The 13,643-nt window shown below is 37.3% G+C and carries 17 protein-coding genes, 1 pseudogene and 1 other annotated feature (1 of these 19 only partly in view); of the genes and pseudogenes, 16 read left to right on the top strand and 2 right to left on the bottom strand.

The window, feature by feature from the left end:
- Nucleotides 1–203 (top strand) — a binding site (T-box leader); it begins 21 nt to the left of the window's first position.
- A gap of 49 nt (nucleotides 204–252) precedes the next feature.
- Together thrS and FQ087_RS05795 are read left to right on the top strand one after the other, a co-directional pair.
- Nucleotides 253–2,172: a threonine--tRNA ligase gene (gene thrS, locus FQ087_RS05800; RefSeq protein WP_255452161.1), complete on the top strand. Its 1,920-nt coding sequence runs from the start codon at nucleotides 253–255 to the stop codon at nucleotides 2,170–2,172.
- Nucleotides 2,173–2,331: 159 nt separating this feature from the next.
- Complete coding sequence (locus FQ087_RS05795; RefSeq protein WP_149579557.1) at nucleotides 2,332–2,931, top strand: gluzincin family metallopeptidase; 600 nt, start codon at nucleotides 2,332–2,334, stop codon at nucleotides 2,929–2,931.
- Nucleotides 2,932–3,034: 103 nt separating this feature from the next.
- On the opposite strand, the gene msrA is transcribed toward FQ087_RS05795, so the two are convergent.
- A complete protein-coding gene (msrA, locus tag FQ087_RS05790; RefSeq protein WP_149579556.1) occupies nucleotides 3,035–3,565 on the bottom strand; it encodes a peptide-methionine (S)-S-oxide reductase MsrA in 531 nt (176 codons plus the stop codon).
- Between the two features lie 167 nt (nucleotides 3,566–3,732).
- On the bottom strand, nucleotides 3,733–3,831 hold the full coding sequence (locus tag FQ087_RS05785) for a YjcZ family sporulation protein (RefSeq protein ID WP_149579555.1): 99 nt from the start codon (nucleotides 3,829–3,831) through the stop codon (nucleotides 3,733–3,735).
- 235 nt (nucleotides 3,832–4,066) lie between these two features.
- Between FQ087_RS05785 and FQ087_RS05780 the strand changes: the two genes are divergently transcribed.
- From FQ087_RS05780 to FQ087_RS05720, 14 genes and pseudogenes are all read left to right on the top strand, one after another.
- Nucleotides 4,067–5,026, top strand: a complete 960-nt coding sequence (locus tag FQ087_RS05780; RefSeq protein WP_149579554.1) for an LCP family protein — start codon at nucleotides 4,067–4,069, stop codon at nucleotides 5,024–5,026.
- Nucleotides 5,027–5,058: 32 nt separating this feature from the next.
- Nucleotides 5,059–6,261, top strand: a complete 1,203-nt coding sequence (locus FQ087_RS05775) for an AI-2E family transporter (protein WP_149579553.1) — start codon at nucleotides 5,059–5,061, stop codon at nucleotides 6,259–6,261.
- A 3-nt stretch (nucleotides 6,262–6,264) separates the two neighbouring features.
- Nucleotides 6,265–6,648, top strand: coding sequence for a sporulation protein (locus FQ087_RS05770; RefSeq protein ID WP_149579552.1), 384 nt, complete (start codon nucleotides 6,265–6,267; stop codon nucleotides 6,646–6,648).
- A 187-nt stretch (nucleotides 6,649–6,835) separates the two neighbouring features.
- Entirely contained in the window at nucleotides 6,836–7,207 is a 372-nt protein-coding gene (locus FQ087_RS05765; RefSeq protein WP_370456064.1) for a MarR family winged helix-turn-helix transcriptional regulator, read from the top strand.
- A gap of 493 nt (nucleotides 7,208–7,700) precedes the next feature.
- Nucleotides 7,701–8,081 carry a terminase small subunit gene (locus FQ087_RS23315; RefSeq protein WP_149580774.1) on the top strand — a complete coding sequence of 127 codons (381 nt, stop codon included), beginning with the start codon at nucleotides 7,701–7,703 and terminating at the stop codon, nucleotides 8,079–8,081.
- A 67-nt stretch (nucleotides 8,082–8,148) separates the two neighbouring features.
- Nucleotides 8,149–8,286: a hypothetical protein gene (locus FQ087_RS22365; RefSeq protein WP_188006645.1), complete on the top strand. Its 138-nt coding sequence runs from the start codon at nucleotides 8,149–8,151 to the stop codon at nucleotides 8,284–8,286.
- A 379-nt stretch (nucleotides 8,287–8,665) separates the two neighbouring features.
- The gene (locus FQ087_RS05755; RefSeq protein WP_149579550.1) at nucleotides 8,666–9,052 is read left to right on the top strand and encodes a phage terminase large subunit; all 387 of its coding nucleotides are present in this window, start codon (nucleotides 8,666–8,668) and stop codon (nucleotides 9,050–9,052) included.
- A 148-nt stretch (nucleotides 9,053–9,200) separates the two neighbouring features.
- Complete coding sequence (locus tag FQ087_RS05750) at nucleotides 9,201–9,638, top strand: GNAT family N-acetyltransferase (RefSeq protein WP_149579549.1); 438 nt, start codon at nucleotides 9,201–9,203, stop codon at nucleotides 9,636–9,638.
- A gap of 146 nt (nucleotides 9,639–9,784) precedes the next feature.
- Nucleotides 9,785–10,147 carry a cupin domain-containing protein gene (locus FQ087_RS05745; protein ID WP_149579548.1) on the top strand — a complete coding sequence of 121 codons (363 nt, stop codon included), beginning with the start codon at nucleotides 9,785–9,787 and terminating at the stop codon, nucleotides 10,145–10,147.
- A 9-nt stretch (nucleotides 10,148–10,156) separates the two neighbouring features.
- Nucleotides 10,157–10,504, top strand: coding sequence for an ASCH domain-containing protein (locus tag FQ087_RS05740; RefSeq protein ID WP_255452160.1), 348 nt, complete (start codon nucleotides 10,157–10,159; stop codon nucleotides 10,502–10,504).
- Nucleotides 10,505–10,635: 131 nt separating this feature from the next.
- Nucleotides 10,636–10,856: pseudogene (locus FQ087_RS23410) on the top strand (DUF4158 domain-containing protein); the annotation flags it as partial.
- Nucleotides 10,857–10,991: 135 nt separating this feature from the next.
- On the top strand, nucleotides 10,992–11,285 hold the full coding sequence (locus FQ087_RS05730; protein WP_149579547.1) for a DUF4306 domain-containing protein: 294 nt from the start codon (nucleotides 10,992–10,994) through the stop codon (nucleotides 11,283–11,285).
- A 623-nt stretch (nucleotides 11,286–11,908) separates the two neighbouring features.
- Nucleotides 11,909–12,583 carry a response regulator transcription factor gene (locus tag FQ087_RS05725; protein WP_149579546.1) on the top strand — a complete coding sequence of 225 codons (675 nt, stop codon included), beginning with the start codon at nucleotides 11,909–11,911 and terminating at the stop codon, nucleotides 12,581–12,583.
- The gene (locus tag FQ087_RS05720) at nucleotides 12,580–13,623 is read left to right on the top strand and encodes a sensor histidine kinase (protein ID WP_255452159.1); all 1,044 of its coding nucleotides are present in this window, start codon (nucleotides 12,580–12,582) and stop codon (nucleotides 13,621–13,623) included. Before FQ087_RS05725 ends, FQ087_RS05720 begins: the two co-directional genes overlap by 4 nt.
- The last annotated feature ends 20 nt before the right edge of the window (nucleotides 13,624–13,643 follow it).

Here is a 13,643-nt window from a genome sequence, read left to right as displayed (position 1 = left end):
TGAATTATTTTTATGGTTTCCAGAGAGGGAAGTAATGCTGAGAACTTCCTAACGCAGAAAATAATTTACCACTTTTGAGCTGTATTAGTGAAATGAAGTAACTAATACCGATACTGCTACGTTACAGCGCCATGAGTTAACACCATTGTTGGATGGTGTTAGAAATTTGGGTGGAATCACGAGTAATCATACTCGTCCCTTTATTTGGGACGGGTATTTTTTTATATAAAAAATTGGATGGGGTGTTCTAAGATGAATAACAAGCAGATAGAGATTCGATTTCCAGATGGTGGCCGAAAGAATTTCCCTCTAGGCATTACATTAGAGGATATTGCACAGTCAATTAGTTCAAGTTTGAGAAAAAATGTTGTAGCGGGAAAAGTGAATGGCGAACTATATGATTTATCACAGTGCATTATGGAGGATGCTACGATCACACTTTTCACAAAGGAATCGGAAGAAGGGCTCGGTGTTCTAAGGCACACAACTGCGCATGTGTTGGGGCAGGCGGTTAAAAGACTAAATGACGATTCAAAGTTAGGAATTGGACCAATTATTGAAAATGGTTTTTACTACGACTTCCAATCTAATACTAGCATCACTTCGAATGATTTAGCGATGATTGAAAAAGAAATGCAAGCCATTATAGAAGAAGATTTGACAATTGAACGTATGGAAGTCACATATGGAGAGGCAAAGGCCATATTCGAGCAGCGAGACGAGTTGTTTAAATTAGAGATTTTAAAAGATATTCCAACAGACGAGAAAATCTCCCTTTATAAACAAGGCGAATTTATAGATCTATGCCGTGGACCACATTTACCGTCAACTGGATGGATAAAAACGTTCAAATTAACGCGTGTGTCAGGTGCATATTGGCGAGGAGATAGTAATAAACAAGTGATGCAACGTGTTTATGGAATTGCCTTCTTGAAAAAGAAAGACTTAGAGCAGCATTTGAATTTCCTGGAGGAAGCAGAAAAAAGGGATCACAGAAAACTAGGCAAGCAACTGAAATTATTCATGTTTTCTGAGGAAGCACCAGGCATGCCGTTTTATTTGCCAAATGGGCAGATAATACGAACAGAGCTAGAGAACTTTTCACGTGCACTTCAAACGAGGGCGGGATATGCCGAGGTACGCACGCCATTCATGATGAATCAACGGATGTGGGAGCAATCGGGGCACTGGGATCATTATCATGAGAATATGTATTTTTCAGAGGTAGAAAACGCAAAATTTGCGATGAAACCGATGAACTGCCCAGGTCATATGTTGATCTTTAAAAATAATCTTCATTCTTATCGTGATTTACCGATTCGAATGGCTGAATTCGGGCAAGTCCATCGACATGAATTTAGCGGTGCCCTTAACGGACTATTAAGGGTTCGCACATTCTGCCAAGATGATGCGCATATTTTTGTCAGACATGATCAAATCAAAAACGAAATAAAGCAAGTTATTCGTCTGATTGATGAGGTTTATCAAGCTTTTGGTTTTGATTATTCGGTTGAACTTTCAACAAGGCCAGAGCAATCACTAGGAAGTGATGAGATTTGGAATGATTCAGAAGAGGCTCTCAAGAGTGTTTTGGATGATCTCGCAGTTACTTATCAATTAAATGAGGGGGATGGCGCATTTTACGGACCGAAAATCGACTTCCATATTAAAGATGCGCTAGGCCGAAGCCATCAATGCGGAACAATTCAACTCGATTTCCAAATGCCCGAAAAATTTGACCTCACGTATATCGATGAAAACAGTGAAAAGGTTCGTCCCGTTATTATCCATCGTGCTATCTTTGGTTCAATTGATCGATTCTTTGGCATACTAATCGAACATTTTGCAGGTGCTTTCCCTATTTGGCTGGCTCCTACTCACGTACAAATTGTTCCTGTCTCAAGTGTACATTTGGATTACGCATTGAATGTACAGTCCATTTTAAGAGATGAAGGTATACGGGTTAAGATTGATCAGCGAAATGAAAAATTGGGCTACAAAATAAGAGAAGCCCAACTACAGAAGGTCCCTTATATGCTTATTCTTGGTGACAAAGAGGTTAGTGATGGAACGGTGAATGTTCGAAAATTTGGTAGTCAAAAAACGGAGAGTTTATCTATCGAAAGCTTTGCTTTGTTCATTAAACAACAGATCGAGGAGCGTGTCCTATAAGTGTTTTTCTGAGTTGGCGGGGAGTTGTGGGTATTAACAGACTATCCCATGCTTTCTCCTCGCTTCTTCTCTTCAAACGGAGAATGTCCCCTATCTATTTCAAAGCAGTCATACACTTTAAAAAAGAAATATCTTTAATTATGGTGAGAGGATTTGCTTATGAGACCTCCTGGTGTTCGTGAAATTGGTGAGACTCCTGGAAGTTATAGTAACAGTGAAGTACAAGTAGAAACGTGGAATGTCTTTGAAGCGATTGATTTCATAATTCAAAATGAGGATAATCCAGCATTGAAAAAATCACTTATTGGTTGGGAAATTGAACGAAGTCTTAATTATGTACTGTCAATTAGAGGAGCCTTTTTATTTGAAAAACGTTTCAATGAACAAAGATTGAAAGGCCCACTAAGCGCAAGTCAGATAGAGATGCTTTCACTACAAGCGCAGGAAGAGGTTTATGGTGGAAATCTTAGTTCATATGAACCTTTTGTGTGGATGAAGTACGCACAGTTCTATCAGACTGACATCCCATTTTATAATTATCCCTATACTTTCGGATTTTTATTAAGTCTTGGACTATTGGATGTATCAAAAGAAAAGCAATTTGCTCACCAATTCCATAACTTCCTTAGAGAAACGGGTACATTACCAATAGAAAAGCTAGTGAATAAACATTTTGCTATAGACTTATCTACCCCGTGTTTTTGGCAACAATCAGTTAATCGAATACTAAATGATATAGAACAATACAGTAGACTTTGAACTTAATTGAAAAGTAAAAAAGGATAGAAAAGGTTTGTCCTTTTTTATCCTTTTTTAAGATGATTATAAGTGAGTAAGCTAATAGCTAAACAACGACATTAATTTACGACCAATGACCTGCGATAAATTCATCCCGACCAGAAAGTGCACGGTCTTCTTTGTAATGCTCTTGTTCTTTTTCATAATAATCCTGGTGATATTCTTCAGCATGGTAAAATGTTTCAGCAGGACGAATGGGTGTTACAATCGGTTTAGAAAATGTACCACTTGCACCAAGTTTTTCTTTAGACGTTTCAGCAATTTGGCGCTGTGCATCAGTATAATAGAAGATAGCTGTTGAGTACGAATGGCCGCGATCTTGGAATTGACCATCTGCATCTGTCGGGTCAATCTGTTGCCAGAATACATCTAGCAATTTTTCATAAGAAAAAACGGCTGGATTATATGTAATTTCTACGACTTCTAAATGTCCAGAATCGCCCTTTTTAACATCTTCATATGTAGGATTTTCAACATGTCCGCCCATATAACCGGATATGACGTCGTGGATACCGTCCCACTCTTTGAATGGTTTCACCATACACCAAAAACAACCGCCGGCAAATGTGGCTTTTTCAACTGTATTTTCAGTCATTATTAACAACGCCCTCTCTTGTTTGTAAGTGAATTGTATCATATTTAGAATAGTAGAAAATAGTTGTATGCTTGTATCACATCTCAAAAGTAAAAAGAGCGCCTGTTAAGCGCCCTTGAAGTTGAGATGTACCAATGAGCGGTTGTAGAGAATTAACTGTTTTCTATTTAGCTGATGAAACATGCGCCAATGATTATCAATAGGATAAAAAGCACAACTAGCAAAGCGAATGAATTACCTTGGCCTCCACAGTATTCATTTCCCATTCCATACACCACCTTTCTGAACAAACATCTATGTAACATATGCATCGATGTAGAGAGTGAAGTGGGGAATACCTCATGAATCTTGTATAATGAAAAAAATACCGATGAAAATAACTGCTGACAAGGCAGTTATTGTTTATGTAACAGCTCATCATGGTATAATTTAGATAACAGACGCAACTATGAGGCTTCCTGTTCGTCCTAATGGGGATATCATTTTTTGGAGGAATCAATAATGGAAGATAATTTTGAAGGCCCAGTACAAAAAAGAAGACGCAAGAAAAAGCTTCGTGTTGGCAGGGTCATCTTTTTAATAACTACAATCTGTTTTATCGGAGCCGGGCTTTATTCGTATTTTGAATACAATTCGGGGAAATCACTAGCAAAAGGCAACGTAATTGACCCGGGTTCATTTAAAGGGGATGCAGTGGATCCAAAGTATACGTCAGTTGAAAATTACTTACTGCTCGGTGTGGACGACGATGGCAGCGGAAGATCAAGGACAGATACGATGATGATATTGTCTTGGGATAAGGGTGCAGGAAAGATGCGAGTCATTTCATTCATGCGTGATATTTATGCCGACATTCCGGGATTCAAATCTTATAAGTTGAATACCGCCTATTATCTCGGTAAATTGCAGACAACGAAGGATACGATAACAGGAATGTTTGGAGTCCCGATTCATCATTATGCAATTGTCGATTTCGCTAATTTCGAATCAATTGTCGATATAGCTTTTCCTGATGGTGTAGAGATTGATGTCAAAAAAGAGATGTCTGAAAAAATTGGTGTTACACTGTTGCCGGGGAAAAAACAATTGAACGGCAAGGAATTACTTGGTTATGCCCGTTTCCGTGCGGATGCTGAAGGTGATTTCGGCCGAGTTGCAAGACAACAAGAAGTAATCGCTGCGATGAAAGATGAAGCGATGCGACCAGGAATGATTGCCAATGTACCAAAACTTGCGGGGGCGCTTTCAGGTTTTGTCAATACAGACCTGACGGCAAAAGATGAAATTTCACGCGCAATCTCCCTTCTATTGAAGAAAGGTGCAGAGATTGAAACGATGACTGTTCCCATAAAAGGCTCTTATTCATATGAGAATTATTCACACGCAGGCTCTGTCATCGAAGTGGATCTTGAAAAAAATAAAGAGGCTATCTCAAAATTTCTTAGTATGCAGTTGGATTAAAAGTACAAACTTCACGGGAGAAGAGGATGCCAATGGAATTTGATGATAAAAAAAATAGGCCTATTTCGAATATTATTCGTTTTCTAGGTGGGCGTAGCACGCTGTTCGTTCTCGTATCACTATTACTGATTGGCTTAATCATACTCATTTTTAATCGGATCTCTTTCATTTTCTATCCGATTACTGTCTTTTTTTCGACGGTAGTATTGCCGGTGATACTAGCCACGATTGCCTATTATTTACTGAGACCGATTTTGCGTTTGTTGGAAAAGATAAAAATACCACGGATTTGGGGCATATTGCTTTTGTTCATCGGTGCTATTGGTCTTATCACCTTGTTAGTCTTCATGGTATTGCCTTTTTTACAATTACAGTTAAATAATCTTATCGAAGAATTCCCTACATATTTTACCAAAATGGTGATAAAACTTGATGATTTTTTAAGAACATCTATTTTCTCTTCTTATTATGAAGGGCTGGATATCAATGTGAAAAACATCCTTGAATCTGGGCAAGGGGATCTCGGAAAATACTTCACGGATGCAGTCGGTGGAATCGCGAGTGGTCTTAGCACTTTCATCTCCGCTTTAACTGGCTTTGTGCTTGCTATTATTACGGTGCCGTTTATCCTCTTCTATTTATTGAAAGATGGGGAGAAATTGCCACGTTTCTTTGTTCAGATATTGCCTCCACACATGCGGGATGATGCTAAGACTATTCTTCGGGATGCGGATAACCAGATCAGTTCTTATATCCAAGGACAAATTCTTGTGGCGATTTGCATTGGCGTCATGATTTCAATTGGGTTTCTTATCATCGGAATGGACTATGCATTACTGCTCGGCGTCATTGCAATGTTTACAAGTGTCGTCCCATACCTCGGACCGCTTATCGCAATCACTCCAGCAGTTATTATTGCGATTGTGACATCACCCCTTATGCTTATCAAATTGGCATTCGTTTGGACAGTTGTTCAATTCATCGAAGGTAAGTTTATTTCACCGCAAATTATGGGGAAATCATTACATACTCATCCCATCACAATCATTTTCGTTTTGCTTACAGCAGGTTCGCTGTTCGGTGTGCCTGGCGTTGTTCTTGGAATCCCAGGATATGCACTCATGAAAGTCGTGGTAACACATTTATTCAAGTTGTTTAAAATACGATATAATAAACATGTAGCACCTGAGGGCCTCTATTATAAAGATGTAGATGGTCGGAAATTGGGGGAATAGAATATGATAAAGCATTTTTTGTCAACGATTGAATACGGAGAAATGACCATTAATACGAACGTCGATGGACCAAATATCGCTTTTGGAGAAACGCTTTCTGGAACGGTTTATATCGACGGGGATGGCAGTGATGAACTTATCGATTACATTATGATTGAGTTGTTAAAACGATCAGAAACTAATCAAGTGATCATTGCGAAACAATCAATTGAAATAATGAGTGCCGTCAAATCAAAAGAAACATGGATGATGCCGTTTGAAATGGTACCTGATGAGCGATGGGAAAGTGAAACAGAAGCTCAAACGCAAACACTTATTTTAAAAACGACAGTCCACCTGAAAAACGGGATTGATATCCAAGACGAAGACGAAATTACATATGCATGATGTCAAGCGCGTCCAACTATACGGACGCGTTTTCTCGTCCAATTGATTTCACTCGCATACCAAAGGTTAGAATTTTCCGTTAATATAGACGATTACGTTTTTCTTGCTGTATAATTGCAGAAAGAGTTGGTGGGGGAATTCATCCATGGATAAAATCATTCCTATTTTTCACTCGTTATCAAAAAGCATGCGCTCGATTCATAAATCGAGTTGCGATGTGATTTCTATCGTTCAAAGTTCAATTATTTACGAGATTTCATTAATGACTAAACCATCAATGCAAGTGGTGGCTGAGGCTGTCGGTATGGACATTACGACGTTTTCCAGACAAATTGGGACCTTAGAAAAAAAAGAGTTAGTCATAAGAACACCATATGAACAAGATCGGAGAATATATCTGTTGTCGTTAACTGCAAAGGGTAGCGACATGGTGGTTGCCATCAATGGAATCATTGCGGCCAAAATGGAAAGTGCCCTGGCGACTATGAACGACTTTGAACGTGAAACAGTCCTTCGTTCGATGCATGTATTGGAGGTAAAGTTGCGAGAAACTGAGTAGTAATCGTGAATATGGGGATTACTATGCTGAAAATTTGCATATTGCAAATGATTATTTTGTCGATATATTGCGGCGCGAAAATGAACGAAGTAAATAATATGTAGTATGCAAGTAATTAACACGGATTTTTTCAAGGGCGCAAGCAGATAATGCTTGTTATTTGTACAGTGCAACTATTACTTATGTGTAATGTAATTGTTCTTGATACAGATTCATTGGAAGCATTTATACATTATAGGTTGTAGATGGAATAAATAATGTCTGATTATACAAATCATTTATTCTACTAATACGGAATTTTAGGTGAAGATGTATGTGGAACCATTTTTCTATGGTTCCACATTAAATTTGATTCAAAACAAACATTTATCAACATATCTCTCGGATTTTACTTAACCACAATGTTTTTTGTTTTGTATAACTCGAACTTATCACGTTTCTCCTTCACAATACCTTGCATAACGATTAGTAGCCGTTCAGATGCACCTAAGACATTTCAAAAGGGCTTTATGAGTGTTCTTATAAAACAGCGGTGTCAGAAGGTTATAGGTACCTTAAAGACCTCAAGATATATGAAGAGATTGATAGGAAACGAAACGAGACATTGAATGAAAAGAAATTAGGCGCTAATGGTGTTTTACAAAAATACATCGCCTTTACTAATAGCAGCGACTTCGTAGAACGTAATGATGATTACTCGGTCTCTTTGAGGCGACTTGAAGAAATGGATACTTCGATCATCGCTGAACTCAGCAATACAGAGAAAGGTGTGAAGCTGAGAACGAGAAGTTGTTCGGGGATAATGATGAAGATCCGATTGGAATTGTCATCGAGCAACGAGAGAAAACAAATAGCTAAAAAATACTTTTTCTAGGTCAAATGAATACTTTTTATGAAGCGGGAAACATTAACGGTAGTAGATGCAGAATGGAGGGATTAGGATGAAGAAGAAACCGATTTTTGCGCTTATGTCTGTTATTTTATCAGCAGGCTTTTTATTCGGCTGTAACGGCGTTGATGAAGATGAGCCAGATCCTACTGAAGAACCTTCAGAGCAGCGAGAAGATAATAGTCAATAAACCCCCTTTACTAATACAAGATTCAGGTAAAAATATCGCTCAGTTTTGGAGGCCACTGAAAAGTCCGCAATTATAGACTGGACTAAGGATTTCCCATACTACACGCTAGTTCTACCTAGGCATTTTTGATGCCTTTCTTACATGTAATCCATCAGACGTAAACAGCTAACAGCGAGCTTTTCTTCGATTAAAACATCGAAGAAAAGCTCGCTGTTTTTGTTGTAATATGAGTGTACTAATTTCAGTTGGTGGCCGGATGATTTCCAATCAAGAAACGTTAAACCTCAGTCCATTCAATGGGAATTCCTGCATTTCTTTAAGGTTAATCGAAATAAGCGATTAGCTTTGGATGACCAAGACATATGCTAAATGAACAGTTATCGTAAAAAAGACTTTTTACCATCATTCAACTGCTGATGATAATTTATTCCTTCCAACTAGTTACATTGAGCTGTCGGAAGAAATGAAAGAGTATGATCTAGAGCTTCACCGTATCGCTAGGAGAGGCAGTTTTGGCATTAATGGTAAATGTGTTCTTACGCAGTTAGGAGAATGGCCACACGAAGTTGTAATGGATGCTGTTAACTCTATACGTAAACATATTGAGCGCTTAGGGATGGACTTTGAGTTCGAGAATTCTAATTACAGCGTTGTTCGATTGGCTGTGGACCTCAATAATAAATACCAGTACTTTTATTGGAAGTACTACAAGACCCACATGACGGATGATCATACGGTTGTTGAATTAGACCGGGCATCTATATAATGGACCTGTAGAATTGAGGACCAGAAAACTACTTTATAAAGAATGGATAAAAATCATTAATAATAGCTGTTTCTTTTTCAATAATTAGGTAAAACAGGGGAATATGATAGACTTGATTTATAGGGTAAATGAAAAGAGGTTTCTACTTATGGACAATTATACAATTAAAGAACTTCAATCACGTGATGAAATTATTGAAGCATTTCCCGTTATGAAGCAGTTACGAACTCATCTGGACGAAAATACTTATTTTGAATTAGTAATTGCTGCACAGGAGAATGACAGATATAAAATGTTCGCTTTACTAGATGGTAATAAAATTGTTGCAGTAACTGGTTTTAAGCCGATGATAACCCTTTCTAGTGGCAGATTTATTTGGATTTGTGACTTGGTTACAGATACTAATATACGTTCAAAAGGATACGGTGAAAAACTACTTACATATGTTCATGAATGGGCAAAAGAAAATAATTATGAAAATATATCTTTATCTTCAGGAATACAGCGTACAGATGCACACCGTTTTTATGAGGATAAAATGAAGTATACCAAAGCTAGTTATGTGTTTAAAACAACTTTAAATTAAATATGATATTCCACTATCGGATGAATTATTTACCGCGTTCGACTTGACTTGACAATTTACATAATGAAATATTGGAGATAAATAAATCACTTATTAATCTAACGGGTTTGGTGAAAGGTCAATGTGAAAAGAGGGGGTAAATATTTTTGGAGTTTTATAGATTTGACAAAGAAGTAGGGAAAAATATTTCTCATTTTAATTCAGATTTTATTATGTCTAGAATTGTGGAAACAGATAAACCTACACGGATTGGTTGTATGCATTTAAAAGCTAATGGAATTGTAGGTTTCCATCAAGCTGTTACTCCGCAATTACTCATTATTGTAGATGGAGAAGGTTGGGTTCGTGGTGATGATGAATTAAAAGTAAATATAAAAGCTAACGATGTGGTCTTTTGGAAAAGAGGTGAAGGACACGAAACGGCAACCTCCACTGGATTAACTGCAATTGTAATTGAATCTGAAGAATTAACGCCTTCTAATTTTATGCCATTTAAAGAACATAAATGAAAAATAGAGGTGAACAAAATAGTACATCAAATGGGCTTATATGGAGAATATTTTAAAGCGATTAAAGAAGGGGAAAAGACGGTTGAGGTCCGTTTAAATGATGAGAATAGAAGGGGAATTAAAGTAGCTGATACTATCGAATTTATAAGAATGCCTGAACAAAATGAAACATTAAAAGTTCAAGTTACAGGTTTAAGAAGATTCGATACTTTCGAAGAGATGTATGCAAATATTCCGTTTCGAGATTTTGATTGTGAAGGTTGGTCAATAGAAGAAATGGTAGAAGGAACCTATGGAATATATACACCAGAACAAGAAAAACTTTGGGGAACTTTGGCTATTACAATAAAGTATTAAACCAAAATTTATGCAACTAAAGAGCCTAATGACAGAGTTGCTGTTATAGAACACAAAGTTTTGCTTTCATCCTCTAAAAAATAGATTACATTCAAACTAGTAGTTATTCTAAGTTTAGATGAACGGGATTCATTGGTAATAAAATGGGTGCAAGTCGTTTAGGATTTGCAGTATTATTAAAGTACATTCAATAAAATCTTAGATTCTCGTCTAAGAAACAAGATGTTCCTAAAGTTGTAGTTGAATATATAGCGCATCAATTTGAGTTACATGAAGCCCTTTTGAGGAATAGTGTTGGGGAGCAGAGGAAAGAAATTTTACTTATCATCGAAAACAAATTAGAGAATTTTATTTTCGCATCGTAATGAGGAAGTCTTTGTTTTTTTAGCTGATTTATTGGATAGAATTTCACTTTAATTCGGGAATATGGCCAAGAACACAACTCGAGAAGAAGCATTGAAAACTAAAAAATAGAAAGAAGGAAATTATGAAATATTATATTATGTTAATTGTTAGTGGATTAATTTTTATCTATAACCTAATTGCTTCCGGAATTGTTGGTAGTTACATTATTGATGCAGAAGATTATAAAAAACATTTAATATTTACTGATCCTCCATTTGATAAGAGTAATATATCTGATATAGATAAATTGTTCTATGCTGGAAAAATATCCACTCATCCCTACTTCGCAATTATAAGTCTCATCTTTATTATTATATTTATTGTTATGCTGATAAAAACAAATGGTAAAAGGAAGTACAGTAATAGTAACAGTTGATACGAATGTAAATATAGAGCCTTCTCTAACTCGGAAGCTCTTTTACTTTTTTGAGGGTTTATCCGAGGTATGTGTAAAAATGGTCATATTAATACAGTAATTACCAATCAAAATTTAATTGTGTAGAAGTTCCATAAATGGAGGAGTTACCTTACCAATAACCTCATCTTTCAAAAAGTATACTTTTGAAAGGCTAGCCCTAAACACAATAGATCAAGAGATACAGCTTATTAAACTATTTCGTGGATTTATGAAAAAAACCCGTAATATGGAGTCCTACCAACTAGAAAACATACGCTATGTTTTGTACACATACCAGAGCCGATGATATCATAAGGGAAATATGAGAACAGCCACCAACTCTCTAGAGAAGGTGGCTGTTTTATGTTATGAGCTGAGCTGTGCACCTGTCCACGTATTTTGTAGTTCTCCCAAAGTCCTCCAAACATCCTGTATTATATCCTCTCCTTTATAAAGCTGTTTAATGTAAAGAAGCGCTAAACGTTGATATCACTAGGTTGGTAATTAATATATATTCTTTATTGATATGGTTGTTTATATTGAGTTTACATAGGTCTACTAAAATGAACTAATTGTTGAGCAAAGAAAGAAGGTGTTCACACGTGGCGAAGATATTAATTGTAGATGATGATCCTCATATGCGGGAGTTGGTCGGACTTTTCTTACGTCCAGAAGGCTTTGAAATTGTGGAAGCATGCGATGGTATTGAAGCTTTGGCAACTCTAGAGTCATTTAAAGCAGATCTGGTTTTATTGGATATTATGATGCCAAACATGGATGGATGGGAGCTGTGCCGAGAAATTAGAAAACAGTTTGATATCCCCCTTCTAATGCTAACAGCTAAAGGAGACACGACACAGAAGGTTAAAGGATTTGAGTTAGGTACTGACGATTATCTTGTGAAACCTTTTGAGCCAGCAGAGCTTGTTGCACGTGTGAAAGCGTTACTTAAACGCTATCGAATTGCAATTTCGCAGACGGTTCAAATGGGCGAGTTGATGATGAACCGTAAAACTTATGAAGTATTTTGGGGAAATCGTACTGTAGAACTGCCGCTAAAAGAATTTGAATTGTTGTTTAAGTTAGCAAGTTATCCGCGAAAAACTTTTTCGCGGGAACAACTGATTGAGGATATATGGGGGTATGATTACGAAGGCACAGACCGAACGGTTGACGTGCATATAAACCGATTGCGCGAGCGTTTCCCTGATAACTGTGGTTCCTTTAAAATCAGCACCATTCGCGGATTAGGTTATCGCCTAGAGGTGGAAGGTTGAGAAAAGTATTGCGTATCGGAACGATCATAGTTACATGGTTAGTTGTCACTGTCAGCTACTGGTCGCTAGCCTACTTAGGAACTTCGTTAATTCATAAAAAATGGGATTTGCATATCAGTGACTTTTCTAGAGGGCTGATTACGTTGTTCGCCATGTTTTCCCTGTTCATTGTCACCAGCTGGATTTTTTCGAGGTTTGCTTCTCCTCGGCGAACGGATTTTTTCGCAATGATGATTGACGCCATGCGAAGAATTTCAAAGGGAGATTATAATGTAGAGTTAGCGAATCAATTTAAGCATAAAAAGAATCATCCTTTTGGAAAAATTGTCGAAAGCATTAATGAGATGGCCGTAGAGTTGAATCAGATAGAGCAAATGCGTCAAGAATTTATCTCTAACGTCTCGCATGAAATACAGTCGCCACTTGCCTCAATAAGCGGTTTCGCAGCTGTCTTAAAACAAAGCGATTTAACGCCCAAGGAACGGGAACATTATCTTGAGATTATTGAGACAGAAAGCAGGCGATTAGCCAATCTGAGCGATAATTTATTGAAACTAACATCCATTGAATCTCAGCAACATCCGTTTGAACCGGTAGCGTTTCGTTTAGATAAACAAATTCGTGAAATCATTTTATCCTGCGAACCTCAATGGGTTGCTAAATCTTTGGAGTTGGATATTTCGTTAGATGAAGTGGAAATCACCGCTGACGAGGAGCTAATGAGTCAAGTATGGATTAACCTTATTAACAATAGTATCAAGTTCACACCTTGTGGTAGTAGCCTGAAAATCGCTCTTTATCAGCGTGGTCAGGAAGCAGTTGTGACCATAGCAGATACAGGAATGGGCATTGCTGAGGAGGCTCAAGCACATATATTTGAGCGTTTTTACAAAGTAGATAAATCACGTAATCGTACGTTAGGTGGGAGTGGTTTAGGCTTATCTATTACGAAGAAAATTATCGATATGCATGAAGGGTCTATTCAGGTACAAAGTAAATTAAATGAAGGCACCCTATTTACGGTCACTTTTCCGATGTGAGGGGGTGACTGTCAGTAAGC

It is taken from the genome of Sporosarcina sp. ANT_H38 (assembly GCF_008369195.1).
Classification (GTDB): domain Bacteria; phylum Bacillota; class Bacilli; order Bacillales_A; family Planococcaceae; genus Sporosarcina.
Note: the sequence above shows the minus strand (reverse complement) of the source record. Positions and strands in the feature narration are given on the sequence as shown.